Origin of the sequence: Micromonospora sp. CA-263727 (genome assembly GCF_050942455.1) — a bacterium.
GTDB lineage: Bacteria > Actinomycetota > Actinomycetes > Mycobacteriales > Micromonosporaceae > Micromonospora.
On sequence record NZ_CP192031.1, the window covers coordinates 3,327,654 to 3,353,407 of the forward strand.

Sequence of the window (25,754 nt, forward strand, 5' to 3'; positions counted from 1 at the left end):
GGCGCGTGCCTTCGTACCGGATGTCCGGGATCGTGGCCGGGAGCCTCGCATCGTTCCGCTGCCTGGCGCGGGACGTTCATCCTGCGTTGTTCTCGCCAGCGATTTCCTTTCCCTGCGGCCGGCATCATGGTGCCGGTTCCGGTCGGGCAGCCGCCGGACCGCCACATCTGCGTTCCGGCCCGTCGCGGGCCGGTGAGAAGGAGGAAGCGTGCGCATCTCGGTTGCCCGCAGCGGCGCTGCCCTGGCGGCAGCGTCCACCCTGCTACTGGTGGTCGCCGCCTGTGCCCCGCCGGAGGACACCGGCGCGCGGGCCGGCGAGGCGGCCACGGCCACCGGTGCCGCCGACTTCGGCGGGATGGACGGGCTCATCGCCGCGGCCAAGAAGGAGGGGCAGCTCAACGTCATCGCGCTGCCGCCGGACTGGGCCAACTACGGCGAGATCATCAAGACCTTCTCCGACAAGTACGGCATCAAGGTCAACTCGGCTCAGCCGGACGCCTCCAGCCAGGAGGAGATCAACGCGGCCGATCAGCTCAAGGGCCAGGCCAACGCGCCGGACGTCTTCGACCTCGGCGCCGCCGTCGCGCTCGCCAACGTGGCGAAGTTCGCCCCGTACAAGGTCGCGACCTGGGACGACGTGCCCGACGCGCTCAAGGAGGCGAACGGCGCCTGGATCAACGACTACGGCGGCTACATGTCGATCGGGTACGACGCGGCGAAGGTCCCCGCCCCGCAGAGCATCACCGACCTGCTCAAGCCGGAGTACAAGGGCAAGGTCGCGCTCAACGGCGACCCGACGCAGGCCGGCGCGGCGTTCAACGGCGTGGTCATGGCGGCGCTGGGCAACGGCGGCTCCGCCGACGACATCGCCAAGGGCGTCGACTTCTTCGGGCAGTTGAAGAAGGCCGGCAACTTCCTGCCGGTGGACCCGACGCCGGCCACCATCGAGTCCGGCCAGACCCCGGTGGTCATCGACTGGGACTACCTCAACGTCGCGCAGGGCAAGAAGCTGGCGGGCAAGCTCGACTGGAAGACGGTCGTGCCGGCCAACGCGGTGCTCGGCTCGTACTACGTCCAGGCGATCAACATCGACGCGCCGCACCCCGCCGCAGCCCGGCTCTGGCAGGAGTTCCTCTACTCCGACGAGGGCCAGAACCTCTGGCTCGCCGGCGGCGCGCGGCCGGTGCGGGCCGAGGCCATGCAGAAGGCCGGGACCATCGACCAGACCGCGTACGGCGAGCTGCCGGCCGCCACCGGCACCCCGGTGTTCCTGACCGAGGCGCAGACCACCCAGGCCAAGGAACACCTCGCGGCGAACTGGGCGAAGGTCATCGGCTGATCACCCGATGAGCACCCTGACCCACCCGGCGGACCCCGCGGCCGACGCGCCCGGGGTCCGCCCCCGCCGTGGGCGAGGCCCACTGTCGCGTCGCGGTCGCAGCCTGCTCGGCGTCGTCCCGTTCTTCGCCTTCATCGCGGTCTTCCTCGCCATCCCGACCCTCGTGGTGGTGGCCGGCGCGGTCACCAGCGACGACGGCGGCCTCACGCTCGACAACCTGACGGCGCTGAGCGACGGCTACGTCGTCAACGCCTTCATGCGCAGCATCGTGCTCTCCGCCGGCACCGCCGTGATCGGCGCGGTCCTCGGTGGCCTGCTCGCGTACGCCCTGGTCACGGTCCCCGAGGGCGGCCTGCTGCGGCGGCTGGTCAGCGCGGCGTGCGGAGTGCTCGCCCAGTTCGGCGGGGTGACCCTCGCCTTCGCGTTCATCGCCACCCTCGGGCTCAGCGGTTTCGTCACGGTCTTCCTGCGGGACCGGATCGGCGTCGACATCTACTCCGGCGGTGTGTGGCTGTTCGACCTGCCCGGTCTCGCGCTGGTCTACACCTACTTCCAGGTGCCGTTGATGGTCATCGTCTTCCTGCCCGCGTTGGACGGCATCCGTCCGCAGTGGCGGGAGGCGACCGACAGCCTCGGCGGCTCGACCTGGCAGTACTGGCGGATGGTCGGCGGACCGCTGCTCGCCCCGGCGTTCCTGGGCGCGACGCTGCTGCTGTTCGCCAACGCGTTCTCGGCGTACGCGACCGCCGCCGCCCTGGTCAGCCAGGGCAGCCCGATCGCGCCGTTGCAGATCCGCAGCGCGCTGACCAGCGAGGTCGTACTGGGGCAGCAGAACCTCGGCAAGGCGATGGCGCTGGGCATGGTGCTGGTCGTCGCCGTGGTCATGGGGCTCTACGCCCTGCTGCAACGCAGGACCGCGCGATGGCTGGGGTGATCCGCCGGCGGGTCCGCCGCCAACGCGTGCTGCGCTGGACGATCCTGACCGGGCTCGGCGTCTTCTTCCTCCTGCCGCTGCTGGCCATGGTGGAGTTCACCACCCGGGGCGCCGGCGGCACGCTGACGCTGGACACCTGGCGGCTGCTGATCGACCTGCCCCGGCTCGGCGAGACCTACCCCGACCTGTGGGCCGGCATCGCCGCCTCGTTCGGGCTGGTCGTGCTCACCGTGCTGCTCATGCTGGTGCTGCTGGTGCCCACCGTGATCTGGGTGCGGCTGCGCCTGCCGCGACTGCACCGGCTGGTGGAGTTCGTCTGTTTGCTCCCGCTGACGATCCCGGCGATCGTGCTGGTGGTCGGCCTCGCCCCGGTGTACGCCTGGGTCACCTACTTCCTCGGCGGCTCCCCGCTCACCCTCACCTTCGCCTACACCGTCCTCGTGCTGCCCTACGCCTACCGGGCGCTCGACGCCGGGCTCTCCGCGATCGACGTACGCACGTTGTCCGAGGCGGCGCGGAGCCTCGGGGCGGGCTGGGCGACGGTGATGTGGCGGGTGGTGCTGCCCAACATCCACTCGGCGGTGCTCTCCGCCGCGTTCCTCACCGTCGCGCTCGTGCTCGGCGAGTTCACCATCGCCTCCCTGCTCAGCCGGGTCAATTTGCAGGTCGCCATCAACCTGCTCGGCAAGAGCAGCGCCACGATGTCGGTGGCGGTGTCGCTGGCGGCGCTGCTGCTCGCCTTCGTGCTGCTGTTGCTGCTCTCCCTCGTCGGGCGCGGTCGGCGGGCCGCCACCAAGGAGCTCACATGACCGGAACCACTGATGTCCGCACCACCCGCGCGGACCGGGGCGACCGGCACGGCGCAGCGGTACGGCTGCACGGGCTGCACCGTCGGTTCGGTTCGGTCCCGGCGCTCGACGGGCTCGACCTCGACCTCGCCCCGGGCGAACTGGTCGCCCTGCTCGGCCCCTCCGGATGCGGTAAGACGACGGCGCTGCGGGTGCTCGCCGGGCTGGAGGACGCCGACCGCGGCCAGGTGCTGGTCGACGGCGTCGACGTCACGACGGTGCCGGCGAACCGCCGGGACATGGGCATGGTGTTCCAGGCGTACAGCCTCTTCCCGCACCTGACCGCGCGGGAGAACGTCGAGTTCGGGTTGCGGCTGCGCGGGCGGCCGGCGGCCGAGCGCCGCCAGCGCGCCGGCGAGATGCTCGACCTGGTGGGGATCGGATCGCACGCCGACCGGTACCCGCACCAGCTCTCCGGCGGCCAGCAGCAGCGGGTGGCGCTGGCCCGGGCGCTCGCCATCCGGCCCCGGGTGCTGCTGCTCGACGAGCCGCTCTCCGCGCTGGACGCCAAGGTGCGCGTGCAGCTGCGCGACGAGATCCGCCGGATCCAGATCGAGGTCGGCACCACCACCCTCTTCGTCACCCACGACCAGGAGGAGGCGCTCGCGGTGGCCGACCGGGTCGGGGTGATGCGCGCCGGGCAGCTGGCGCAGCTGGGTCCCCCCGCCGAGGTCTACCTGCGACCGGCCAGCGCCTTCGTCGCGGACTTCGTGGGGCTGAGCAACCGGCTGCCGGGCCGGGTCGCGAGCAACGAGGTGGAGGTGCTCGGTTTCCGGCTGCCGCTGGTCGACCCGGCGGCTGCCCCGGCGGAGGCTACCTCGGTGACCGCCCTGGTCCGGCCGGAGTCGGTCGAGGTGGTGGCCGAAGAGTCCGGTTCGGGCCGGGTGCTCGCGGCGAGCTTCCTCGGTGCCACCAGCCGGGTCACCGTCGCCCTGCCCGACGACCAGTTGGTGGTCGCGCAGGTCGACAGTGGCCGGCTGGCGGAGCTTGCGCCGGGCACCGCCGTCTGGGTCCGGCTGCGGCCGGCGCCGGTGGCGCTCGGGGCCGGATGACGGCGACGCCTACCTGGGGCCGCAGATCACGTCGTCCATCAGCCGGAAGGTGCGTGCGTACACGGCGAGCGCCGCCTGCTCGTCGGCGAGCTGCGTGGTGAGGGAGAGCACCGCCACGCGCCCGCCGTCCCGGCTGACCCCGTTGGCGGTGCTCATGCCCGGCACGTCTCCGCCGTGCGACCAGTAACCGCCGCACCGGTTCGGGATGTACATGATGCCCAGCCCGTAGCGCGTTCCGGGGAGGAAGTCCTGGAACGTGTCGGCGAGCACCGTGTCGTGCAGCTGCGCCATCTGACGGGGCTTGAGTAGCTGACCGCGTTGCAGTGCCTGCCAGAAGCGGGCCAGGTCGGTCGGCGTGGTGATCATGTCGCCGGCCGCGCCGGCGACGGTCGGGTTGAACAGGGTGGTGTCGGTCAGCGCGCCACCCGGCTCCCACTGCTGGTAGCCCTTGGCGTGCGGTGTTGGCAGGAACGGCCGGTCGCCCGGCGTGGACGTGTGTCGCAGCCCGAGAGGTCGAAGGATCCGGCTACCCACCTCGGCGGCCCACGGCCGGCCGGTCACCCGCTCGATGAGCATGCCGGCGAGGATGTAGTTGGTGTTGGAGTAGTCCCACCGCGTGCCGGGCGCGAAACCAGGCTCGTGCTTCATGGCCAGGGCGACGAGATCGGCGGCGTCGTAGTGGTCGAACCGGTGCGCCAGATATCCGTCGTGGGAGCCCAGCGCGGGGATGTCGTTGGTGTAGTTGTAGATGCCGCTGGTGTGCTGGAGCAGGTGACGGACGGTGATCCGACGGCCGTCGTTGCCGTTGCCGGTGACCACGCCCGGCAGCCACCGCTCGACGGTGTCGTCCAGCGCCAGCTTCCGTTCGCCGACCAGTTGCAGCACCACGACGGAGACGAACGTCTTGGTGTTGCTGCCCATCCGGAAGTGCCCGTCGAGCGGCACGGGCGTGCCCCGGTCGAGGTCGCCGACGCCGGCTCGGGCGCGGGTGGTCGTGCCGCCGACCCGGGTGAGCCCCTGGACGCCGGTGATGCCGAGGCCGCGCAGGTCGTCGACCGCGACCTGGAGTCGTCGGTGGTCGTCGGAAGGCCCGGCGGTCGCCGGCACCGCGCCAGCGGCGACCAGAGTCCCCGCCAGCGCGACGGTCAGGCCCCATCGGCCGAGGTGTCCTCGCATGTCATGCCCCTCCAAACGGGTACGGGTGATGACCAGGAACCCGACCGTACGAAATCCCTCGATGCGTTTTCATCCGGCGAACCCCCCGGATCGGCTCCGGGTGACCCCCGAGAACATGTCGGGTTCCGGGCCGGCCGCGTCAGATGGTGATGACCACCTTCGCCCGGGCGTGTTCACCTTCGAGGTACCGGATGGCCTGGGGCACCTCGGGCAGGGGATAGGTCCGGTCGATGACCGGGGTGAGCCGGCCGGCCTCGGCGTGGGCGCGGAGCGTGTCGAGGTGTTGCCGGCTGGGCGCGGCGGCGAGGGTGAGGATGCGCTGTCGTACGAAGGGTGCCAGCAGCCGCCCGCGCGCGAGCAGCCAGACCGGTCCGATGAGACTGCCGCCCCGGTACACCCCGCCGCCGGAGAGCACCAGCGTCCCGGTCGGGGTCAGCGCCCGCCGGAGGGCGGTGAGGGAGCGGTTGCCGACCAGGTCGAACACGAGGTCGTGGCGGCGGTCGTCGCGGGTGAAGTCGTCGCGGGTGTAGTCCACGACGTGGTCGGCGCCGAGGGAACGGACCAGGTCGACGTTGCGGGTGCTGCACACCCCGGTCACGGTCGCGCCGAGCACCTTGGCCAGCTGGACGGCGAGGGTGCCCACGCCGCCGGAGGCGCCGTTGACGAGGACGCGGTGCCCCGGCTCGACCTGGCCGACGTCGCGTAGCCCCATGAGCGCGGTGATGCCGGCCAGCGGCAGGGCCGCCGCCTGTTGCGGCGTCAGGTTCGCCGGCTTCGGCGCGACCTGCGTCGCGGGTACGCACACGTACTCGGCGAATGCGCCGTTGGCGTCGCCGAGGTCACCGAAGACGGCGTCGCCGGGGCGTAGCTGTTCGACGTGGCTGCCGACGGCCTCGACCCGGCCGGCGAAGTCGCGGCCACGGATGCGCGCGCGGGGCCCCGAGCGGCCCATGCTCAACCGCGCCATCCGGGGATCGCCCCGCATGATGTGCCAGTCGTACGCGTTGAGCGCGGCGGCCTCGACCCGCACGAGCACCTCGTCGTCGGCCGGCACCGGCACGTCGACGTCGGCGAGCGTGAGCGTCTCCGGTGGGCCGTATCGGTCCTGCACGATCGCTTTCACGTTTCCTCCCCTCGGGGTGTACGGCGTACACCTTATGGAAAGAACGGTAGGTGTACGCCGTACACCTGTCAAGGCGGTTATCGTTTCAACCGCCACCGGAAGACGAGGACGACATGGCTGAGCAGGCTGAAGTGCTGCGCCGGGCGCCACTGAGCAGGGACCGCATCCTGCGTGCCGCCGTCGCGCTCGCCGACGTGGCCGGGATCGAGTCGCTCAGCATGCGCAACCTCGCCCAGGATCTTGGCGTCGTGCCGATGGCCCTCTACAAGCACGTGGCCAACAAGGACGAACTGCTCGACGGCATGATCGACGTGGTCGTCGGCGAGATCGACCCGCTGCTGCCCGGGGCCGGCTGGAAGCATGCGGTGCGCGAACGCATCCTCTCCGCGCGGCAGGTGCTGCTGCGCCACCCCTGGGCGCCGCTGGCGATCGAATCGCGGAACATGGCGACGCCGGCCCTCCTCGCCTACCTCGACTCGATGGTCGGGACGATCCGGGCCGGCGGGTTATCCGCCAACCTCGCCCACCACGTGATGCACGCGATGGGCAGCCGGATCCTCGGCTTCAGCCAGGAGTTGTTCGACGCCGCCCGGGACGCCGGCCGGTCCGGCATGACCACCCCGGAACCGCCGGCGCCCCTGCCGCCGGAGGTCGCCGCCCGCTTCCCGCACCTTGCGGAGATCGCCACGGCGGCGTCCCACGACGACGCGTCGGTGGTCGGGTCGGGCTGCGACGACCAGTTCGAGTTCGAGTTCGCGCTGGACCTGCTCCTGGACGGCATCGAACGGCTACACCGGCAGGACTGGACGTCGTCGCGCCGGCCCCGGTGAGACCGCGCATGATCGCCGTCAGGACCACGTCCGCTGGGCGCGGCGCCATCGCTGTGGGGTGGTGCCGTAACGGTCGCGGAAACGGCGGACGAGATAGGTCGCGTCGCGCAGACCGGTTCGGGCGGCCACGGCGTCGAGCGGCAGGTCGGTCTCGCGCAGCATCCGCCGGACCTCGGTCATGCGCCGTTCGGTGATCCATTCGAGCAGGGGGCGTCCGGTGCGCCGGCGGAGCACGGTCGTGAGGTGCCCCGGGGTGTAGCCGAGCGTGCGGGCGACATCCGCGGCGGAGACCGGTTCGCGAAACGTCGTCTCGATCTCGGCGAAGACCCGCTCGACGAGTGGATCCAGCGTGGCCGGCGCGCCGGGTGCCAGCCGCGCGGCGGCGACCAGAACCCGGGTGAGCAGTGCGGCGACGGCCTCCCGGGCGCCGAGGCGGCCGGGGTCGGCGAGTTCCTCGGCCAGGTCCGCCAGCCACGCCGACCAGTCCGACCGGTCGGGCTCCGCGATCCGACCGGGCCCCGCGCCGGCGGCGAAGAGGGCGAGCAGGGGATGGTGTGTCCAGGTCAGTGGGGAGACCGAGGTCAGGGCGGGTACGGCGTCCGGGGTGAACGCGACCGACCACGCGCGGCCGCGGGCGAGCTCAGTCGCGGTGGCGACGCCGATGACCTGCCCGGGTGACACGGCGTGGACCTCGCCAGCGCGTAGCGGCCGTTCGACGCCGTCGACGGTGACCGAGCCCATGCCCTCCTCGACATAGACCAGGACGAGGAAGTCGTGGGCGTGCCGGTGGTCCGGCGGGAGGCTGGGGTGGGCGGCTTCGGCGTCGAAACGGGTCACCGAGACCGGGGGCTGGCCGGGGCGGTGCCGGTAGCGGTAGACCGGCGTCCCGTCGGGCCGCACCGTGCGCAGGCTCGACGGGGCGCCCGGTGAGTCGATGGCCAAAGAATGTCCCATGGCGTCCACGTTAAGTCCTGCTCGATAACCGCAGAATATCCAAGACTTGGCGAGGACGACAGCGGGTCTGCCAGGGGCCACCGACGCAGACCGCCACCGCGTGCACAGGAGGCATCCATGGCAGCTTCGGCCCACGTACGCATCCTCGACCAGCGCACCCCGCAGGAACGGGACCGCCCGTTCCTGCCGGGCGCGGGAAAGACCTGGCTTCTCCCGTTCTACGACCTCTTCACCCGGATTGCCGGCGTCGGTGCCCTGCACGAACGCGTGGTCAAGATCGCCGGCATCGAGCCCGCCCAGGCGGTGGCCGACGTCGGCTGTGGCACGGGCAACCTGTTCTTCGCCGTGCTCGCGGCCCAGCCGAGCGCGCGGGTGACCGGCCTGGACCCCGACGGAGACGCCCTGCGCAGGGCGGCGCGCAAGGCGCGCCGCCGCGGCGTCGCTCCCACCCTCGTTCAGGGATTTGCCGACCGGATCCCCGCCGAGGATGCCTCGCTCGACCATGTGGTCTCGTCGTTGGCCCTGCATCACGTCGATGACGACGGTCGGATCGCGTTCGCGCGCGACGCGCTACGGGCGCTTCGGCCGGGAGGAAGGGTCACGGTCGTCGACTTCGGTGGCCCGGCATCCCGCGTCGAGCACGCCGGGCACCCGACACACCGCCATGGCCACCGCCCCGGCCACGCCCTCCGGCAGCTGACCCGCCTGATGCGTACCCGGGTGGGGGAGAGCCCGGTCGTGGCCCGCAACCACGGCGACGGCATCGTGACGCTCCTGGCCGACGCCGGGTTCGATGACGCCCGCGAGGTCGCGCACGCCGATCACCGGCTCGGTCGGCTCACCTTCGTGCAGGCGAGCCGACCCTGAGCTGCACCCGACGGGGTCAGAGCCAGGTGGTGGTCAGCCAGGCGGCCACGGCGGCGGCGACGAGGAGGGCGATGTTGAGTCCGATCTGCCGGGCCTCGTTGCGGGACAGGTGGACCGTGATGCCACCGACCTGGATCAGGACGAGGCCGATCGCCGCGACGACGGCGAGCCAGGGCGTGATGCCGGTCAGCGGTGGCAGGATCAGGCCGGCCGCTCCGAGAATTTCCAGAATCCCGATGGTCCTGACCAACGGCATGGGGGTGCGGTCGACCCAACCCATCATGGGCTGGAGTTGCTCCCGGCTCTGCACGGCCTTCTTGCCTCCGGCGTACAGGTAGAAGACGGCCAGCAGCACAGCGATGATCCAGTAGGCGAGTTCCACGAGGGGCTCCTCGGTGACGGGCGCGTGGCGACGGCCACGATGGTTGGTTACGTGAAGTAAGTAGCCACATCATGCGTCAGTATTGGGCGGCTTACAAAAGGCACACGCATGTGCGTAGGACGCGGGGGTTCTCATGCTGACACTGACCCTCCGGAACCTTGAGCGCGACGGCCTGGTGGACCGGACGGTGTACGCGCAGGTGCCCCCACGGGTGGAGTACGCGCTGACCCCCACCGGCAAGAGCCTCATCCCGCCGGCGCTGGCCCTCGCCAGCTGGGCCATCGAGCACGTGCCGCACATCGAGGCCAGCCGGGCGGCCTACCCGGTGCCGGGTGGCGCGGAGACCGGCACCTCTTCACGACGCCAAGCCACGGACCAGGTGTGACTCGATGGCCTCGATGACGCGCGGCCGGAGTTCGGCCGCGCGGATGACGGCGTCGACGGAGCCGACCTCGACCGCGCGTTGGATGTTGTGCACGCGGTCGAACTCCGTGGCCACCTCGCCGAGCTTCTCCGCGCGTACCGACGAGCGGAGTTCGTCGAGTTCCGCGGTCAACGCGGCACGGTCGGCGCCGGCGGCGGCGACGACGCGGGCCTCCAGGTCCCGTACCCGCGGGTCGGCCGCGGTGCGGGCGTTGACGTCGCCGGAGAACACCACCGCGGCGGCCGGAGCGCCGCCGAGCACCGAGGCGAAGGAGCCTTCCAGTGCCAGCACGGTCATGTTGGGGTTCAGCGCCTTCGAGAAGACCACGAACGCGCCACCGTGGTACCGCGAGATCACGCAGAACACGATGGGACCGCGGAAGTTCACGATCGCCCGGCCGATCTCCGCGCCGTACTCCAGTTGCAGCTTGCGCATCGACTCGGGCGAGCCGTCGAAGCCCGACAGGTTCGCCAACACCACCAGCGGTCGGTTGCCGCTGGCCGCGTTGATCGCCCGGGCGGCCTTCTTCGACGACCGCGGGAAGAGCGTGCCCGCGGTGTAGGTGTCCGGGCCGTCGGTGGGCGGGAAGCCGCGCCGGGCCACCGTCCGTGACTCGATGCCGAGCAGACACACCGGCATGCCGCCGAGGTGTACGTCCTGTACCACCGCGGTCTCCGCGTCGGCCATGCCCGCCCAGCGTTCCAGCACCGGGTGGTCCTGGTCGGAGAGCGCCCGCATCACCGTACGGATGTCGAACGGCTTCTTGCGGTCCGGGTTGGCCCCGGCGGAGAAGATCTCGCCGACGGTGGTGAAGTCGCTGCCGGCCACGGCGTGCGGGAAGGCGGAGATGTCGCGGTCGGTGGGGTCGGTGGTGGTCGCGCGCCGCGGTGCCGCCTCGCCGGGTGCGACGTACGTGTGGTCGTAGTGCGACATCAGCACGTCCCGCGCGGCGGCCAGGTTCGGCGCCCAGTACTGCGCCTGTCCGTTCGGGCCCATCACCCGGTCGTAGCCGCCGATGCCGAAGTTGTCCTCGGCGGAGACGCCACCGGAGAAGTCGAGCGACTGCTTGCCGGTGAGCACCATCGCCGAGTCCGGCGTCATCACCAGGACGCCCTTGGTGTGCATGAGCATCGTCGCCTCGGCGTTCCAGTACGGCTGCGCGCCGACGTTGATGCCCGCGACCACGATGTTGATCTCACCGCCGTCCTGGGTGAACTCGACGATCCGCTTGAGCGCGGCCGCCACCCAGTCCATGTTCTCCGTGCCCGACTTCATGGAGATCCGGGCGCCGGCGGAGAGCGCATACCACTCCAGCGGCACCCGCATCCGCTCGGCCAGGTCCAGCGCGGCGATCACCCGCCGGCACTCCGGCTCCGACAGGGCGCCGAGCGACTTGGTGGGGTCGCCGAGCAGCACGACCCGGGTGACGCCCTGCGGGTGCCGCGAGGTGGGCGTGGTGACCACGCCGGCGACGAGCGCCGCGCTGTTCTGCCCCTTCGGCCGCTCGACCGGCACCAGCACGTGATCGTCGTCGAGGTCGTGCTCGACGAAGTCGCCGAGCAGGCCGGTCAGCTCGTACGGGTACACCGTGTTGCGGCTGCTGGCGCGGAGCACCTTCAGGCGGTAGTCGTCGAGCGGCTCGACCGGCTCGACCGGGGGCTCGCCGACGGTCAGCTGCGCGCCGCCGGTGGCGTCGAAGGAGATCCGTACGGCGATCTTGATCAGTTCGCCGGTCCGGTGGTCGCGCTGCCGCGCGATGAAGAGGATCTCCTCCAGCCCGGCGCCCGCGGTCGTCGGCCGGACCCGGGCGGCGAGATTCTCCATCTCCTCGTGGGTCAGGTGGCTCGGCGGCCAGACGTAGATCACGATCCGGTTGGTGTTGAAGCGCGTCTTCGACGGTCGCCGCGACTGTGCCCGGCGGATCGAGTCGAGGCAGGCGGCGACGGTGTCCTCGGTGGTCGGCAACGCGACCAGCCGGCCGTCGTGCTCGCGCAACTCGGCCAGGTCGCGCACCTGCGCGAACGCGACGAGGCGCTGGTCGGAGGGGTTCTCCCGGGCCACGCACTGGAAGAGGTAGACCTCCTCGTCGGCCGACGGCAGCCGGGTCAGGTCGAATCCGCTCAGCCGTTCCAGCTGCATCCGCTGCGCGATGTACGGGTGCAGGCCGCGGATCAGCCGCTCCTCGCTCATCCCGGTGCTGGCCGGGCGGAACGTGAAGTGGTGGTGCATCACCGCGCCGCCGCGACCGGCGACGGTGGTGGTGACCCGCTGCACCTGCGGCGGCAGCGGGTGCGCGTTGATGACCTCGCGCAGCGCGGCGGCCATCGCGTCGAAGTCCTCCGGCTGGTTCTCCCAGGCGAGGTAGATGTCGGCGTCGACGGTCTCCTCGCCGTTCGCCAACTCGGCGAGCCCGCGCAACGCGCCGCCCAGCGCGTCGAAGCTCACCGCGGCGGAGACCAGGCTGGAGTCCGCCCGTTCGGCGACCACGAACGTGCAGCCCGCCACCGCGCGGGTGCGGACCCCGGCGATCGCCTTGTTGCCGTAGTAACGGCGGGTCAGCACCTCCAGCATGACCGCGTTGTCGAGGTGGTCGCGGACGAGCCGCTGGCCGAGCAGCCGGACCAGTGGCTCGGTGCTGCGCACCATGGCGGCGATCCGCTCGGCCCGGTCCGGCGTGTCCGGCTGCGCGTCCAGGTGACGCAGGTGGTTGCGGACCTCGGCGTAGACGCGGGCGCGGTTGCGGCGCAGCAGCGGCTGGGCGAACCAGGCGAACACCACGCCGCGCGCGAGGTCGGCGACCACCGGGAAGCGGACCTGGGTGGCGGCGACCAGCCGCTCCAGGGCGAGCCCGGCCGGCTCGCGCAGCGTGTCGTCCGGCGGCGGCTCCCGCAGCCAGGCGCGCAGCAGCGTCGCGACGACCGTGGCGTCGGCGGCGGCGCGTTGCTGGGCGAGGAAGACCCGGAAGACGGCGGCTTCCAGTTCGGGGGAGCGCTCCAGCTCGGCTACCCCGTAGTGCCCGAGCGCCCGGGCGAGCCGGGCCTGGAACCCGCTGGGCAGTCCGGCCCGTTCGACGTCGAGGCTCTGCAGGTAGGTGTGGAAGTACTCGCGGGCGCTGTGCACGTGGGCGCCGCCGTCCTCGCCGGTGGGCCGGTTGCGGCTCAGCTCGGCGAGGTCGGCGAAGACGTTGACGAGGTCGAGCTCCTCGGCCAGCGGCCGGTGGCCCTCCTCGGTGGCCGCCTGCCGGGCGAGCAGGTAGTCGTCGAGCACCCGGCGGTCGTCGTGCGGGTCGACGTCGAAGCCGAGCAGGAGACCACGCAGGTCCTCCTGGCCGCGTCGGGTGCGCTGGCGGGCCGGGATCCGCTCGGGTGCGGTGGGCAGGTCCAGCTCGACGGCCGGGGCGGCCGGTCCGTCCGCCGCCTCGTCGGCCTTGTCGGCGAGCGGCTCCAGCCGCAGCAGTGGGGCGCCGGCCTGCACCTGGTTGCCCACCGAGACGGCACATTCCTTCAGCCGTGCCTTGAACGGCGCCCGCAGCACCGTCTCCATTTTCATGGCTTCCAGCACCAGCACCGGCGCGCCCGCCTCGACCTCGGCGCCGACCTCCAGCGGGGTGGCGACGACCAGCGCGGGCATCGGCGAGCGCAGCACGCCGCCCTCGTCCCGGCTGACCCGGTGCGTCACGCCGTCCACCTCGACCAGGTGGATCGGCCCGTGCGTGCCGGTGAGCAGGCGGTACCGGACGCCGTTCACGACGATCTGCCCGGTGTGCCGGTCGAAGCGGTCGAGTTCGACGTCGACGGTGTGCAGTTCGCCGCCGGCCTCGATGCCGACCCGGAACCGGTGCGCGCCGATCCGTGCGACCCGCATCCGGTAGCCGATGCCGCGCAGCTTGAGGTCCAACGGGCGACCGCTGGCGTGCTGCACCTGCGGGCGTCCACCGGAGGCCGTCGCCAGCAGCCGCTCCCGCTCGACGCGCTCGTCCTCCTCGTACGCCTCGATGGCGGCAGCCGCCAGGGCGACGCCGGAGTGCCGGTGCCCGACGAGCCGGCCCGCGCCGCGGACCCGGTCGATCCAGCCGGTGTCCGCGCTGGCGTCGATCACCTCGGGCTGGTCGAGCAGGTCGAGCACGAAGCTCTTGTTCGTCGCGCCGCCCTCGATGATCACCGTGGTGTCGGCCATCGCGCGACGCAGCCGGCCGAGCGCCTCGTCGCGGTCGTGACCGTACGCGATGATCTTGGCGATCATCGAGTCGAAGTCGGCGGGGATGGTGTCGCCCTCGCTGACGCCGGTGTCCACCCGGATGCCCGGCCCGGCGGGCAGGTCCAGCCGGGTGATCCGGCCCGGGGCCGGCGCGAAGTCGCGGTCGGGGTCCTCGGCGTTGAGCCGGGCCTCGATGGCGTGCCCGCGCTCCACCGGCGGCTCGCCCGTGAGCCGGCCGCCCGCGGCCACCCGCAGCTGCGCCTTGACCAGGTCGAACCCGGTGGTCGACTCGGTGATCGGATGCTCGACCTGGAGCCGGGTGTTGACCTCAAGGAACGCGAACAGGCGGTCGCCCGGGTGGTAGAGGAACTCGACGGTCGCCGCGCCCCGGTAGCCGACCGCGACGGCCAGCCGCTCGGCCGACGTCTTGAGCTCGGCGGCCTGCTCCGCGCTGAGCACCGGCGACGCCGACTCCTCGATGACCTTCTGGTTGCGCCGCTGCACCGAACAGTCCCGGACACCGAGCGCCCAGGCGGTGCCCTGACCGTCGGCGATCACCTGCACCTCGACGTGCCGGGCGCCGGTGACCAGGCGCTCCAGGAACACCACGCCGCTGCCGAAGGCCCGCGCCGCCTCCTGGCTGGTGCGCTCGTACGCGTCGGCGAGCTCGGCGCCGTTGGTGACCACGCGGATGCCGCGCCCGCCGCCGCCCGCGGTCGCCTTCAGCATCAGCGGGTAGCCGATCTCGGTCGCCGCCGCCAGGGCCGCGTCCAGGGTCTCGACCGCGCCGCGGCTCCACGGCGCGACCGGCACGCCGACCTGCTCGGCGATCAGCTTCGCGCCGATCTTGTCGCCGAGCTGGCGCATGGCCTCCGGGCTCGGCCCGACGAAGGTGACTCCGATCTTGTCGCACAGCTCCGCGAACGCCGGGTCCTCGGCGACGAAGCCCCAACCGACCCACGCGGCGTCGGCCCCGGTCTCCACCAGGGCCTGTTCCAGCGCCGTCAGGTTGAGGTACGGGCGCGTGGAGGCGGGACCGAGGTCGTAGGCGATGTCCGCCTCGCGCACGAAGGTGGCGGTGCGGTCGACGTCGGTGTAAAGGGCGACGGTCTCGATCCGCGTACCGGTCTCCGCAGCCAGCTCTCGGACCGCGTGGATGAGCCGCATCGCGGCCTCACCACGGTTGACGATGGCGATACGGCTGAACACCCGACCGACCCCTCTGGTAGACGAACGACGAACGCGCCGGGGGACGGTGGCCCCTCGGCACAGATCACCTTTCTGCCTGGAAGCTGGCAGCGCCATGTCGTAACCACCGAACCCGGCACAGCCCGGGTTGTAGGAACCATACAAAACCTTTTGGCTGTCGCCGCTGATCGGTGGCGGTCAGGTTCGGCCGCTGATCAGGAACTGCATCTGGTGCTCGTGACTAGGGGCCACGCCGAACTGCCGGTCCAGCTCGAAGATCGACGTCAGCGGCGTGACCGTGACCGCCGTCAGGCCCGCCTGCTCCAGGACCGCCACCGTCTGGTCGATGGAGGTCGCGGCGGCCAGCGGCAGCACGGCCCGCACCTGGCTGTCGTAGTGGTCGGCGAAGTTCTCCGAGGCGTCGTCCAGGCCGCTGGGGAACCAGGTGCTGTCGACCACCGCGACCGTGCCGCCCGGCCGCAGCAGCCGGACCCAGTTCGCCACGGCGGTCTCCGGTTCGCGCAGGGTCCACATCAGGTAGCGGCTGGTCACCGCGTCGAAGCTGGCGGCCGGGAAGTCCGGATGGACGGCGTCGCCGGACGTGATGACCGGGCCGCCGGCCATCGCGGCGGCGTGCCGGCGGGCCTGGGCCAGCATGCCCTCCGAGAGGTCGATGCCGGTGACCCGGTGCCCGAGGCCGGCCAGGACCATGGCGACCTGGCCGGTGCCGGTGCCGACGTCGAGCACGTCCAGCGGCGCCGCCGGCAGGGCCCGTGCCCAGATGTCGGACCAGGCCCGCTGGTCGGCGGCGAGGCGGTCGGGCCGCTGCTGGTACTCGTCGTAGCTGGGCGCGCGGCCGGTCCAGTAGGCGTTGATCCGGTCCTGTGCCGTCATGCGGCTGTCCTCTCCTGGGCGGTCTGGTCGGTCGGGTGGAACAGGAGGTGGATGGCGCCGTCGAGGTCCAGGCGCTGGATGCCGATGCCGTAGACGGGTTCCAGGACCGAGGGGACGAGCACCTCGTCGGTGGTGCCGGCCGCGGCGACCCCGCCCCGGCCGAGCAGCACCAGGTCGTCGCAGTAGCGGGCGGCGAGGTTGAGGTCGTGCAGCACCACGACGGCGCAGGTGTCCAGATCGCGTACCAGCCGGAGCACCTCGTGCTGGTAGCGGATGTCCAGGTGGTTGGTGGGCTCGTCGAGCAACAGGTGGGTGGCCTGCTGGGCGAGGGCGCGGGCGATCAGCACCCGCTGGCGCTCGCCGCCGGAGAGCTGGGCGAACGCCCGCGGGCCGAGGTGCGCGGCGCCGACCCGGGCCAGGCAGCGGGCGGCGATCTCGTGGTCGATCCGACCCGTCCGCTGGAACGTCGACAGGTGCGGTCCACGGCCCAGGAGCACCAGCTCCGCCACGGTCAGCGCCGTCTCGCCGCCGGTCTCCTGCACGACCACGGCCAGCCGCCGCGCGGCCTCCCGCGACGGCAGCGCGGACAGCTCGTCGCCGTCGACCAGCACCCCTCCGGTGCCGCTGCGCAGGGCGCCGTAGAGCAGCCGCAGCAGGGTGGTCTTGCCGCTGCCGTTCGGGCCGATCAGCCCGAGCACCCGACCCGGTCGTGCGGTCACGCTGACTCCGTCGATCACGGGGTTCGTGCCGTAGCGCCAGCAGACCCCGGTCGCCTCGATCACGCGCCGGCCCGGAACCGCTGCACGATCCGCTCCAGGCCGTCGATCGACAGCGGGGTCGGCGGCTCGGTGAAGTTGAACAGCTGGGTCATGATGTCACCGTTGCGGACGGCGTTGAGCTTCTCCGCCCCGGGCAGCCCGGTGAGCCCCTGCTCGACGGCCCGGGGGTCGCCGTCGCCGTAGAGCAGGATCAGCACGTCGGGATTGCGGCCGAGCAGCTCCTCCACGCTGACCTCGAAGACCCGCTCCGGCACGTCGCCGAAGACGTTGCGGAATCCGGCGGCGGCCAGCTGCGGGTGGGCCATGCTGGCGGTGCCATAGGCGTAGGTGGTGCCGCCGCCGACCGTCGGGTAGAGCACCGCCGCGGTGCGCTCGGCGGCCGGGGCCGCCTCGGCCTGGATCTTCGTCATCCGTTCCCGGAGCGCGGTCGCCGCGGTCGCGGCCTGCTCCTCGCGGCCGAACACCCGGCCATAGGTCTCCAGTTGGGCGTAGATGTCGTCGAAGGTCGGCACGGCCGTGCTGTCGGGGCACATGGCGGGCTCCTCGAGCAGGGGGATGCCCACCGCCGAGAGCGTGTCCCGGGAGAGGTTGTCCACCTCGCCGAGCACCAGGTCGGGCTGCTGGCTGATCACCACCTCCTTGGAGATCTGGAGGTGGCCGCTGGTGTCGGTCTGGTCGGTCAGCAGCGGAATCCGGTCCAGTTCGGCGAGGGTCGCGGCGTCGTAGTACTCCTTCGGGTACTGCCCGGCGCGGGCGGTGACCCGGTCCATCACCCCGAGCGCGTGCAGGTACGGCACGGCCGCGCTCTTGAGCAGGACGACCCGCTGCGGCGCGGCGTCGAAGCTCACCTCCACCCCGCAGTTGCTGACGGTGACGGGGTATCCCGGGCCCGCGGCGGCCGGCGTGTCACCGGTGCCGCCGCCACAGGCGGCGGCGAGCAGCATGGTGGCGGAGACGGCCGCGGTGGCGGCGAGCCGCGTTGCCTTCATGGTTCTCCCTCGACGGATCAGGCGCTCATGCGCCGGTGGCGTGCAGACGGCGGATCAGGACCAGCAGGAAGGGCGCGCCGAGCAGGGCGGTGATGATGCCGATCGGGATCTCCTGCGGGGCCAGCAGCACCCGGGCCAGCACGTCGGCCCAGACCAGGAGGATCGCGCCGAGGAGGGCGGCGACCGGCACCACGCGGACGTGTGGCGCCCCGACGATGCGTCGGGCCAGGTGCGGGACGACGAGCCCGACGAACCCGATGCTGCCGGCCGCGGAGACCAGCACGCCGACGCTGAGCGAGACCAGCACGAGCAGGCGTAGCCGGAACCGGTCCGGCGACACGCCCAGGGCCTGTGCGGTCTCGTCACCGATGGCCAGCACGTCGAGCCGCCGCCCGGCGACGGTCAGGTAGAGGATCATTGCGCCCAGGACGAGCGCGGCCACCGCCAGCAGCACGTTCCACCGGGCCAGCCCGAGCGATCCGAGGAGCCAGAACATCACCGATCGGGCCCCCTCGGCGGATCCCGAGGCGAAGATCAGGAAGCTGGTGGTGGCGTACAGCGCGTAACCGACGGCGACTCCGGACAGGAGCAGCCGGATCGAGGTCACCCGACCCCCGCTGCGCGCGATCAGGAAGACCAGCACGGACGCCGCGAGCGCGCCGAGGAAGGCGCTGGTGGAGAGGGCGTACTGGCCGAAGCCGGCGCCCGCGCCGAAGAGGATGGCGGCGGCAGCGCCGCTGGACGCGCCGGAGTTGATGCCCAGCAGGTACGGGTCGGCCAACACGTTGCGCACCATGGCCTGCAACGCCACCCCACAGGCGGCCAGGCCGGCGCCGACCAGCATGCCGAGCAGGACCCGGGGCAGTCGGACCTGCCAGACGATGGCCTCCTGCGGTGGCGTCCAGCTCACCTCGGCGGGCAGGCCGACGAGCTGGTGCCCGATGATCCGGGCCACGGTCATCGGGGGAATCCCGACCGCTCCGGACCCGACCGCGGCCACCCCGGTCAGGATGAGCCCGACCGTCAGCGCGAGCAGCCACGCCCCGGTCCGGCGTCGTTGGGCCGCGACGCCGAGCAGGTCCGGCTGCTCCTTCGGCAGGGCGGTGACCGCCACCGTACCCCCATGTGCACTCTCTTGGCTCTTGCAAAGACTTGGCAAAAGCTAACAGCAAGATCAAGGAAGTGGAAGGCGGCTGAGGCGTTGTTCACCTGCCCGACCGCGTTGATCAACCGGCCGCCCGGCCCGCTGGCGCTGTTGTCGGACGGGTCCGCCGCGCTGGCGTGGGCCGCGCCATCCGTTCTGGTCGCCCGGCGGTGGGATCAGCTGCCGAGGTGTCGTCGCTGGTGGGACAGGCCGGGATGGTGCTGTCGGCCGGGGTGGCTGTGCGGGTCGGTGTGCACGGTCGCGCTGGTCAGGCGGGGGACACGGTGGGTGAGTTGGTGCTCGGCGTCGGCGGCGATCGTGTGGGCGGCGACGAGGCTGAGGCCGGCGTCGACGACGAGGTCGGCCTCGGCGTGCAGACGGTGACCGATCCACCGTAGCCGTACCGCGGTCACGTCGCGCACGCCGTCGATGTCGCGCAGGGTGGTCTCGGCCTGGTCGACGAGGGCGGGATCGACGGCGTCCATGAGTCGCCGGTAGATCTCCCGGGCGGCGTCGGCGAGTACGAGGGTGATGGCGACGGCGATGGCCAGGCCGACGACCGGGTCGGCCCAGTGCCAGCCGAGGGCGGCGCCGCCGGCCGCGCCGAGGACGGCCAGGGAGGTGTAGCCGTCGGTGCGCGCGTGCAGACCGTCCGCGATGAGAGCGGCGGAGCCGATCCGGCGGCCGACGCGGATCCGGTACCGGGCGACCAGTTCGTTGCCGGCGAATCCGACCAGGCCGGCGCCGGCCACCCATGGGATGTGGGTCATCTCGCTGGGATGCAGCAGCCGGTCGACGGCGGTCCAGCCGGCGGCGACGGCGGAGGCGGCGATGGCCACGACGATGATGATGCCGGCGATGTCCTCGGCTCTGCCGAAGCCGTAGGTGTAGGCGCGGGTGGCCGCCCTGCGGCCCAGCAGGAAGGCGATGGCGAGCGGCACCGCGGTCAGCGCGTCGGTGACGTTGTGCAGGGTGTCGCCGAGCAGGGCGACCGAGCCGGAGAACGCCACGATGACGCCCTGGGCGGCGGCGGTGACGCCGAGACCGACCAGCGAGATCCACAGCGCGCGTAGACCTTCGCGGGAGGTCTCCAGAGCCGGGTCGACCTTCGCCCGGGTGTCGTGGGAGTGCGGCACGGCCAGGTGGGCCAGTCGATGCCACCGCACGGCAGGTCGGCGACGCTCCCCGTGGTCGTGGTCGTGGTCGTGGTCGTGGTCGTGGTCGTGGTCGGGCATGGGCGGTGTCACGGTCCCCCCAGGGTGGTGGGCACGCGCACGCTGCGCGGTGCGGCGGCGACCGCGATAATATGTGCTCATGTACGCACGCGACAACGTTGCAGGTGCCAGTGACCTGCAACAACAGCTGCCCGGCGGGGGTGAGGTCGAGGCGGCGGTCGACATGCTGCGGATGCTCGCCGACGGCACGCGGCTGCGGCTGATGTGGCTGCTCAGCGAGGGCGAACACGACGTGAGCGCCCTCGTCGCAGCGATCGGGGCGGCCCGCCCCGCCGTGTCGCAGCACCTGGCCAAGCTGCGGCTGGCCGGGCTGGTGAGCGTACGGCGGGAGGGCCGCCGGGCGCTCTACCGGGCCCGGGGCGGGCACGTGCGCCGGTTGGTGGCAGAGGTGCTGCACGCTGCGGCGCACCGGGTGACCGGTGCGCCGGAGCACGATTGACAGCCGGGCGGGAAGCGCGACCCGGACCGGCCGTCAGAGATAGTCGAACAGCGGTGGGAAGACCAGGACGACGATCCAGGCCCATCCGGCGTACACCGGGAGGTAGCTGGTCTGCCAGCGTTCGAGCGTGGCGAACGGTCTGCGTCGGCGGACGAAGTGCAGCATCAGCCACGCCGACCAGGCGAGATTGGCCAGCAGGATGAGGTTCTCGCCGAGCGTGGCGGCCTTGTTGGGGGTCGTGCCGTACTCGCTGATCCGATGGGTGATCTCCCGGAGCACCAGCACGTCGATGACGAGCGCGCTGATCACGAGGGCGAGTTGCAGTTTGTCGAAGAGGCCCGGCGGGGCCAGCGGATCGCGGGCCGAGATCGAGTAGAGCAGCAACCCGAGCACCACGACCAGCAGCAGGTTGAACAGGATCAGCGCCTCCCGCTCGACGTCGATGCCGGCGCTGGTCCAGACGAGGGCCACGAGGAAGGCCAGCAGCACGGCGGTGAACAGCGGCGTGAAGAGCCGGGTGAGCACCGGCGCGATGTTCTCGACCACGCTCTGCTTGGCCTCGACCAGCCACCCGGCCACCACCACCGCGGCGACCACGCCGCAGGGCAGGACCCACTGCTGGATGAAATTCTCCGGGACGATTCCGATGGCCGTGAAGGTGCCGACCATGAACGCGATCAACACACCGCCGCCCAGGGCGATGAGTACGAAGTAGACGAACCACTCGCCGGTGAAGCGGATGAAGTCCATGCGTCGACGGGACGAGCGCAGGTCGTCGGCCACGTAGGCGAGGCCGACCACGAACCACAGGGCGATCGGGAGATGGATGGCGGTGAGCACCAGCGACTGGGAGTCGTCCGCGAGCGGATAGGCGTTGGCCGCGACGCCGCCGAGCGCGAAGAGCGCCAGCAGCACCCCGACCAGCGCTGGTCGGGCCTGCCGCCGCCAGGCGAGGAAGGCCGCCAGCCAGGGGAGCGCGAAGAGGGCGAAGTTGGGCGCGTAGAACGCGCCGTCCTGCTCGAATCTCATCCCGAACAACTCCGGCAGCTTGACCGACAGGGCCGCGCCCGCCGCGCAGGCGACCATCACGAGCAGGTCACGCCGGGACCGGAGGTTCGCCACCGGGCCGTCGGCCCCACCGGTCAGCACCAGTTGCTTCCAGAGCCGTTCCGAGTGCTCCCGGGCGAACTCGCGAGCCAGGTCGTCCAGGCGGCCCATGCGTTTGACCGCGATGAGGAACGCCTCGTCCGGCCGAAGCCCGACGGCGACGAGTTCGTCGACGGAATCCCGGAGATGGTCCTCAAGCTCCTCCGAGTCGGACTGTCGCAGCTCTGGGCGGCGCTGCACGTATTGACGCCACTGAGCGAACTGGTCCGCCAGCTCGTCATGGCCCTCCGCCGCTGTCATGCCGGACCGCCCAGGGGAATCGCGGCCGACCGCCGGACGTCACCGGGGCCGGGCCAGATCTCCTTGAGCGCGCCCACGACCGTGTCCCACTGGCGGCGTTGCTCGGCCAGCTCCGCCTGGCCGCTGCTGGTGATGCGGTAGTACTTGCGTCGTCGCTCCCCGGCGACCGACTGCCAGCTCGCCTCCACGTAGCCGAGGCGCTCAAGCCGGTGCAGCAACGGGTAGAGCAGACCCTCGGTCCAGTCCAGCTCGCCATCGGAGAGCTCGTTGATCCGTCTGAGAATGGCGTAGCCGTAACTCTCGCCGTCGGCCAGGATGCCCAGCACCATCGGTGTGGCCGAGGCGGCCACGAGATCCTTGGTGAGCTTCATGAGACCTTCCCGTGATTTATACCTAGAACCTTGATGCATAGTAGTTCTAGGTATATCCCGGCGCAAGGAACCGTGGCCTGTCCGTGCCGGCGCAGGTCGGGCAGGATCGATACGTGGACATCGAGCCGGTTGACTGCGCGCCCGAGCAGGCGTTCAGGCGGGTGAGGCTCCGGCAGAGCTGGGAGGATCTCCTCTTCCTGCACTGGCCGGTCGCGCCGGAGGTGGTTGCGCCCCTGCTGCCGGCCGGGACCCGGCCGGACACCGTCGACGGGCTCAGCTACGTCGGGCTGATCGGCTTCCGGATGGTCGGGCTGGGGCTGGGCTGCGGCCCGGGAGTGCCCTACTTCGGCAGCTTCTGGGAGACCAACGTCCGGCTCTACTCGGTCGACGGCGCCGGCCGGCGGGCCGTGGTGTTCCGTTCGCTCGACGCGTCCCGGCTGGTCCCGGTGCTGGTCGCCCGGGCGACCCTGCGGCTTCCGTACATGTGGTCGGCGATGCGGCTGGAGCGCGACGGTGACCGGCTCAGCTACCGGTGCCGGCGGCGCTGGCCGGGGCCGGCTGGTGCGACGAGCCGAATGGAGGTCCGGGTGGGTGAACCGGTCGCCGAGCCGAGCCCGCTGGAGCACTTCGTCACCGCCCGGTGGGGCCTGCACACCCGGGCCTACGGGCATACGCGGCACCTGCCGAACTGGCATCCCCGTTGGCCGTTGCACCGGGCCGAGTTGCTGCGTCTGGACGACGAGCTGATCGCCGCCGCCGGGCTGCCGTCGCCGCTGGGCCCGCCGGCCAGCGTCCTCTACTCTCCCGGCGTCCCGGTCCGCTTCGGTTCACCGGTTACCCTCCGGGGCTGCTGACGGCGGCGGAGCGGCTCGGCGCATCGTCCCGCCGCCGTCGCCGGTCGGCGGGGAAGCGTCACCGGTCGGCAATAGCCGCGCAATACGGTCGGCCACGCTGTTCCGCTGAGAGAAACAGCAGGTCAAGGCTTTGTCTCGAAATAAGTTACCTGCGGGTAGCTTATTGACGGCCGATCTCCGCCTGACTTAGCGTTCCCCCCAATCGAACGGCGTACGGCTCAACCGAACGAAGTTGGTTCGACGGGCCGGACGCCGTCCAGACGGGAGGCCGCGGGCATGGCCAACGACGGACACCTTCGATCACTACTCACCCCGGTGCGCCTGGGACCGGTGCAACTGCGCAACCGGGTCTTCGTCCCCGGCCACACCACCAACTTCGGACACCGGAACGAACCGACCGCGCGCCTGGCCGCCTACCACGCCGAACGGGCCCGCGGCGGCGTCGGTCTGATCATCACCGAGGCGATCCGGGTCCACCCGACCAGCGCCGGACGCAGCATCAGCCTGGGTAGCTTCAGCGACGCGGTCATCCCCGCCTACCGCGCGGTGACCGACGCGGTCCACGAGCACGGAGCCCGGATCTTCGCCCAGATCATGCACGCCGGACGGCAGGCCAACGGCGACGCCACCCGTACCGCCGCCTGGTCGTCCTCACCGGTGCCGTGGGCGGCCGGCGCGCACGTGCCGCACGCCATGGGCCGGCAGGACATCGCCACCGTCGTGGCCGCGTTCGCCGCCGCGGCACGCCGGATGCACCGCGCCGGCTTCGACGGGCTGGAGGTCCACGCCGGACACGGCCACCTGCTCCAGCAGTTCCTGTCGCCCCACACCAACCAGCGCGTCGACGCGTACGGCGGCAGCCTGGACAACCGGCTGCGGCTCACCCGCGAGGTGCTCGCCGCCGTGCAGTCGGCCGCGGAGCTGCCCGTCGGGCTGCGGGTCAGCGCCGACGAGTTCCTGCCCGGCGGACTGGACCCGGACGCGGTGGTGGAGATCGTGGCCCGGCTGCGCGAGGACTTTCCCCTCGCCTACGTCCACGTCAGCCACTCCGCCTACCACGGCAGTTACTCGCTGGCCACCCAGATGGCGGACATGAGCTTCGGCCACGCCCCGTTCCGGCACCACGCGGCACGGTTCAAGCGCGAGTTCCCCGACCTGCCGGTGCTGGCCGTGTGCCGGTTGGACAGCCTGCCCGAGGCGGCCGAACTGGTCGCCGCCGGCGAGGCCGACCTGGTCGGCCTCGCCCGCCCGCACATCGCCGACCCGCACCTGGTGCGCAAGGCCACCGAGGGCCGCCCGCACGAGGCCCGGTCCTGCCTGGCCTGCAACCAGGGGTGCATCGGCCGGTTGGAGCTGAGCCTGCCGATCTCCTGCGTGGTCAATCCGGAGGTCGGCGCCGAGGGGGAGTGGCGTACCGCCTGGCGGGAGCTGGCCGCTGCCGGCGGACAGCGGCGGGTGCTGGTGGTCGGCGGCGGGCCGGCCGGCCTCGCGGCGGCTGCCGCCGCCCGCCGCGCCGGGCACCGGGTCGACCTGGCCGAAGCCGGCGCCGACCTCGGTGGACAGGTCGCCCTCGCCGCCCGGGTGCCCGGCCGGGAACGCCTCGGCCTGCTCACCCGCGACCTCGCCGCGGAGATCCGCGCGGCCGGTGTCGAGGTACGGCTCGGCTGGCGGCCCGACGTCGAGGAGGTGCTCGCCGGCGGCTACCAGGACGTGGTGGTGGCGACCGGGTCCCGCCCGGCCCGCCGGCCGCTGCCCGGCGGGCCCCCGGTGCTCGACCTGTGGCAGGCGGTCGCGGACCTGGTCGCGCCGACCGGTGACGTCCGGCTGACCGGGACGTACGTGGTGATCGACGACGAGGGCACCTGGGCGGCCGCGTCCGTCGCGGAGGGGATCGCCCGCCGGGGCGGTCAGGTGCACCTGGTCTCGCCCACCGCCGCGGTCGCCGCCCGGATCACCACCTACTCCCGGCTGGCGCTGCTCAAACGCCTCGCCGACCTGCGGGTGGTGGCGCATCCGCTGCGTACCGTCCGGGCGGTCGGCGCCACGACGGTGGCGCTCACCGGGCCGCTCGCCGGGGCCGACGTGACCCTCACCGAGGTCGCCGCGGTGATCGACGCCGGCTCGGCGGTCGCCGTCGACGACCTGTTCCGCGCCCTGGACGCCCGGCCCGACGGACCCACCCTCCACCTGGCCGGTGACGCCAACGCCCCCCGCACCGCGCTGGAGGCGGTCTACGAGGGCCGCCTGGCCGGCGCCTTCCTCGGCCGTCACGACACCCCGGCCGCCGAACTGGTGAGCCATGCCCACTGACCCGTGCCGCACGCCCCG

At 72.1% G+C, this 25,754-nt stretch carries 22 protein-coding genes; 10 read left to right on the plus strand and 12 right to left on the minus strand.

What is annotated here, in order from left to right; all coding sequences use genetic code 11:
• Positions 1-208: 208 nt before the first annotated feature.
• The 4 genes from ACQPYA_RS14630 to ACQPYA_RS14645 are packed head-to-tail and all read left to right on the plus strand — an operon-like array spanning position 209 to position 4,173.
• Complete coding sequence (locus ACQPYA_RS14630) at positions 209-1,339, plus strand: ABC transporter substrate-binding protein (RefSeq protein WP_433533135.1); 1,131 nt, start codon at positions 209-211, stop codon at positions 1,337-1,339.
• A gap of 7 nt (positions 1,340-1,346) precedes the next feature.
• Positions 1,347-2,273: an ABC transporter permease gene (locus tag ACQPYA_RS14635; protein WP_433533136.1), complete on the plus strand. Its 927-nt coding sequence runs from the start codon at positions 1,347-1,349 to the stop codon at positions 2,271-2,273.
• Positions 2,261-3,082 carry an ABC transporter permease gene (locus tag ACQPYA_RS14640; protein WP_433533137.1) on the plus strand — a complete coding sequence of 274 codons (822 nt, stop codon included), beginning with the start codon at positions 2,261-2,263 and terminating at the stop codon, positions 3,080-3,082. The genes ACQPYA_RS14635 and ACQPYA_RS14640 overlap by 13 nt, the downstream gene beginning before the upstream one ends.
• Positions 3,079-4,173 carry an ABC transporter ATP-binding protein gene (locus ACQPYA_RS14645; protein ID WP_433533138.1) on the plus strand — a complete coding sequence of 365 codons (1,095 nt, stop codon included), beginning with the start codon at positions 3,079-3,081 and terminating at the stop codon, positions 4,171-4,173. Before ACQPYA_RS14640 ends, ACQPYA_RS14645 begins: the two co-directional genes overlap by 4 nt.
• 9 nt (positions 4,174-4,182) lie before the next feature.
• On the opposite strand, the gene ACQPYA_RS14650 is transcribed toward ACQPYA_RS14645, so the two are convergent.
• Complete coding sequence (locus tag ACQPYA_RS14650; protein ID WP_433533139.1) at positions 4,183-5,349, minus strand: serine hydrolase domain-containing protein; 1,167 nt, start codon at positions 5,347-5,349, stop codon at positions 4,183-4,185.
• A 139-nt stretch (positions 5,350-5,488) separates the two neighbouring features.
• A complete protein-coding gene (locus ACQPYA_RS14655; protein WP_433533140.1) occupies positions 5,489-6,472 on the minus strand; it encodes an NAD(P)-dependent alcohol dehydrogenase in 984 nt (327 codons plus the stop codon).
• A gap of 113 nt (positions 6,473-6,585) precedes the next feature.
• On the opposite strand from ACQPYA_RS14655, the gene ACQPYA_RS14660 reads away from it, so the two are divergent.
• Positions 6,586-7,302 (plus strand): TetR/AcrR family transcriptional regulator, encoded by a 717-nt coding sequence (locus tag ACQPYA_RS14660; protein WP_433533141.1) that lies wholly within the window; start codon positions 6,586-6,588, stop codon positions 7,300-7,302.
• A gap of 18 nt (positions 7,303-7,320) precedes the next feature.
• Here ACQPYA_RS14660 and ACQPYA_RS14665 read toward each other — a convergent pair whose 3' ends face one another.
• Entirely contained in the window at positions 7,321-8,256 is a 936-nt protein-coding gene (locus tag ACQPYA_RS14665) for an AraC family transcriptional regulator (RefSeq protein WP_433533142.1), read from the minus strand.
• 117 nt (positions 8,257-8,373) lie between these two features.
• Between ACQPYA_RS14665 and ACQPYA_RS14670 the strand changes: the two genes are divergently transcribed.
• A complete protein-coding gene (locus tag ACQPYA_RS14670) occupies positions 8,374-9,123 on the plus strand; it encodes a methyltransferase domain-containing protein (RefSeq protein WP_433533143.1) in 750 nt (249 codons plus the stop codon).
• Positions 9,124-9,139: 16 nt separating this feature from the next.
• On the opposite strand, the gene ACQPYA_RS14675 is transcribed toward ACQPYA_RS14670, so the two are convergent.
• The gene (locus tag ACQPYA_RS14675; RefSeq protein ID WP_433533144.1) at positions 9,140-9,505 is read right to left on the minus strand and encodes a DoxX family protein; all 366 of its coding nucleotides are present in this window, start codon (positions 9,503-9,505) and stop codon (positions 9,140-9,142) included.
• Positions 9,506-9,638: 133 nt separating this feature from the next.
• On the opposite strand from ACQPYA_RS14675, the gene ACQPYA_RS14680 reads away from it, so the two are divergent.
• Positions 9,639-9,890: a winged helix-turn-helix transcriptional regulator gene (locus ACQPYA_RS14680; RefSeq protein WP_433533145.1), complete on the plus strand. Its 252-nt coding sequence runs from the start codon at positions 9,639-9,641 to the stop codon at positions 9,888-9,890.
• On the opposite strand, the gene ACQPYA_RS14685 is transcribed toward ACQPYA_RS14680, so the two are convergent.
• From ACQPYA_RS14685 to ACQPYA_RS14710, 6 genes are all read right to left on the minus strand, one after another.
• Entirely contained in the window at positions 9,861-15,335 is a 5,475-nt protein-coding gene (locus ACQPYA_RS14685; RefSeq protein WP_433533146.1) for a carboxyl transferase domain-containing protein, read from the minus strand. The genes ACQPYA_RS14680 and ACQPYA_RS14685 overlap by 30 nt on opposite strands.
• Positions 15,336-15,512: 177 nt before the next feature.
• Positions 15,513-16,208, minus strand: coding sequence for a class I SAM-dependent methyltransferase (locus ACQPYA_RS14690; protein ID WP_433533147.1), 696 nt, complete (start codon positions 16,206-16,208; stop codon positions 15,513-15,515).
• Complete coding sequence (locus ACQPYA_RS14695) at positions 16,205-16,927, minus strand: ABC transporter ATP-binding protein (RefSeq protein ID WP_433533148.1); 723 nt, start codon at positions 16,925-16,927, stop codon at positions 16,205-16,207. Before ACQPYA_RS14695 ends, ACQPYA_RS14690 begins: the two co-directional genes overlap by 4 nt.
• A 59-nt stretch (positions 16,928-16,986) precedes the next feature.
• The gene (locus ACQPYA_RS14700) at positions 16,987-17,976 is read right to left on the minus strand and encodes an ABC transporter substrate-binding protein (RefSeq protein ID WP_433533149.1); all 990 of its coding nucleotides are present in this window, start codon (positions 17,974-17,976) and stop codon (positions 16,987-16,989) included.
• 25 nt (positions 17,977-18,001) lie between these two features.
• On the minus strand, positions 18,002-19,090 hold the full coding sequence (locus ACQPYA_RS14705) for a FecCD family ABC transporter permease (protein WP_433533150.1): 1,089 nt from the start codon (positions 19,088-19,090) through the stop codon (positions 18,002-18,004).
• Between the two features lie 206 nt (positions 19,091-19,296).
• Complete coding sequence (locus tag ACQPYA_RS14710; protein ID WP_433533151.1) at positions 19,297-20,367, minus strand: cation diffusion facilitator family transporter; 1,071 nt, start codon at positions 20,365-20,367, stop codon at positions 19,297-19,299.
• A 67-nt stretch (positions 20,368-20,434) separates the two neighbouring features.
• Between ACQPYA_RS14710 and ACQPYA_RS14715 the strand changes: the two genes are divergently transcribed.
• Positions 20,435-20,794 carry an ArsR/SmtB family transcription factor gene (locus tag ACQPYA_RS14715; RefSeq protein WP_433533152.1) on the plus strand — a complete coding sequence of 120 codons (360 nt, stop codon included), beginning with the start codon at positions 20,435-20,437 and terminating at the stop codon, positions 20,792-20,794.
• A 33-nt stretch (positions 20,795-20,827) separates the two neighbouring features.
• Here the strand turns inward: ACQPYA_RS14715 and ACQPYA_RS14720 are convergent, their stop codons facing one another.
• A complete protein-coding gene (locus ACQPYA_RS14720) occupies positions 20,828-22,201 on the minus strand; it encodes a permease prefix domain 1-containing protein (protein WP_433533153.1) in 1,374 nt (457 codons plus the stop codon).
• Positions 22,198-22,572, minus strand: coding sequence for a PadR family transcriptional regulator (locus ACQPYA_RS14725; protein WP_433533154.1), 375 nt, complete (start codon positions 22,570-22,572; stop codon positions 22,198-22,200). Before ACQPYA_RS14725 ends, ACQPYA_RS14720 begins: the two co-directional genes overlap by 4 nt.
• A gap of 113 nt (positions 22,573-22,685) precedes the next feature.
• On the opposite strand from ACQPYA_RS14725, the gene ACQPYA_RS14730 reads away from it, so the two are divergent.
• Positions 22,686-23,426 carry a YqjF family protein gene (locus ACQPYA_RS14730; RefSeq protein WP_433533155.1) on the plus strand — a complete coding sequence of 247 codons (741 nt, stop codon included), beginning with the start codon at positions 22,686-22,688 and terminating at the stop codon, positions 23,424-23,426.
• A 276-nt stretch (positions 23,427-23,702) separates the two neighbouring features.
• Complete coding sequence (locus tag ACQPYA_RS14735) at positions 23,703-25,736, plus strand: FAD-dependent oxidoreductase (protein WP_433533156.1); 2,034 nt, start codon at positions 23,703-23,705, stop codon at positions 25,734-25,736.
• The last annotated feature ends 18 nt before the right edge of the window (positions 25,737-25,754 follow it).

Bases quoted from the DNA above. Each gene is read 5' to 3' on its own strand.
- ACQPYA_RS14635 (WP_433533136.1), top strand. From the start codon at position 1,347: ATGAGCACCCTGACCCACCCGGCGGACCCCGCGGCCGACGCGCCCGGG.
- ACQPYA_RS14640 (WP_433533137.1), top strand. From the start codon at position 2,261: ATGGCTGGGGTGATCCGCCGGCGGGTCCGCCGCCAACGCGTGCTGCGC.
- ACQPYA_RS14645 (WP_433533138.1), top strand. From the start codon at position 3,079: ATGACCGGAACCACTGATGTCCGCACCACCCGCGCGGACCGGGGCGAC.
- ACQPYA_RS14650 (WP_433533139.1), bottom strand. From the start codon at position 5,349: ATGCGAGGACACCTCGGCCGATGGGGCCTGACCGTCGCGCTGGCGGGG.
- ACQPYA_RS14660 (WP_433533141.1), top strand. From the start codon at position 6,586: ATGGCTGAGCAGGCTGAAGTGCTGCGCCGGGCGCCACTGAGCAGGGAC.
- ACQPYA_RS14665 (WP_433533142.1), bottom strand. From the start codon at position 8,256: ATGGGACATTCTTTGGCCATCGACTCACCGGGCGCCCCGTCGAGCCTG.
- ACQPYA_RS14670 (WP_433533143.1), top strand. From the start codon at position 8,374: ATGGCAGCTTCGGCCCACGTACGCATCCTCGACCAGCGCACCCCGCAG.
- ACQPYA_RS14680 (WP_433533145.1), top strand. From the start codon at position 9,639: ATGCTGACACTGACCCTCCGGAACCTTGAGCGCGACGGCCTGGTGGAC.
- ACQPYA_RS14690 (WP_433533147.1), bottom strand. From the start codon at position 16,208: ATGACGGCACAGGACCGGATCAACGCCTACTGGACCGGCCGCGCGCCC.
- ACQPYA_RS14700 (WP_433533149.1), bottom strand. From the start codon at position 17,976: ATGAAGGCAACGCGGCTCGCCGCCACCGCGGCCGTCTCCGCCACCATG.
- ACQPYA_RS14715 (WP_433533152.1), top strand. From the start codon at position 20,435: ATGTACGCACGCGACAACGTTGCAGGTGCCAGTGACCTGCAACAACAG.
- ACQPYA_RS14720 (WP_433533153.1), bottom strand. From the start codon at position 22,201: ATGACAGCGGCGGAGGGCCATGACGAGCTGGCGGACCAGTTCGCTCAG.
- ACQPYA_RS14725 (WP_433533154.1), bottom strand. From the start codon at position 22,572: ATGAAGCTCACCAAGGATCTCGTGGCCGCCTCGGCCACACCGATGGTG.
- ACQPYA_RS14735 (WP_433533156.1), top strand. From the start codon at position 23,703: ATGGCCAACGACGGACACCTTCGATCACTACTCACCCCGGTGCGCCTG.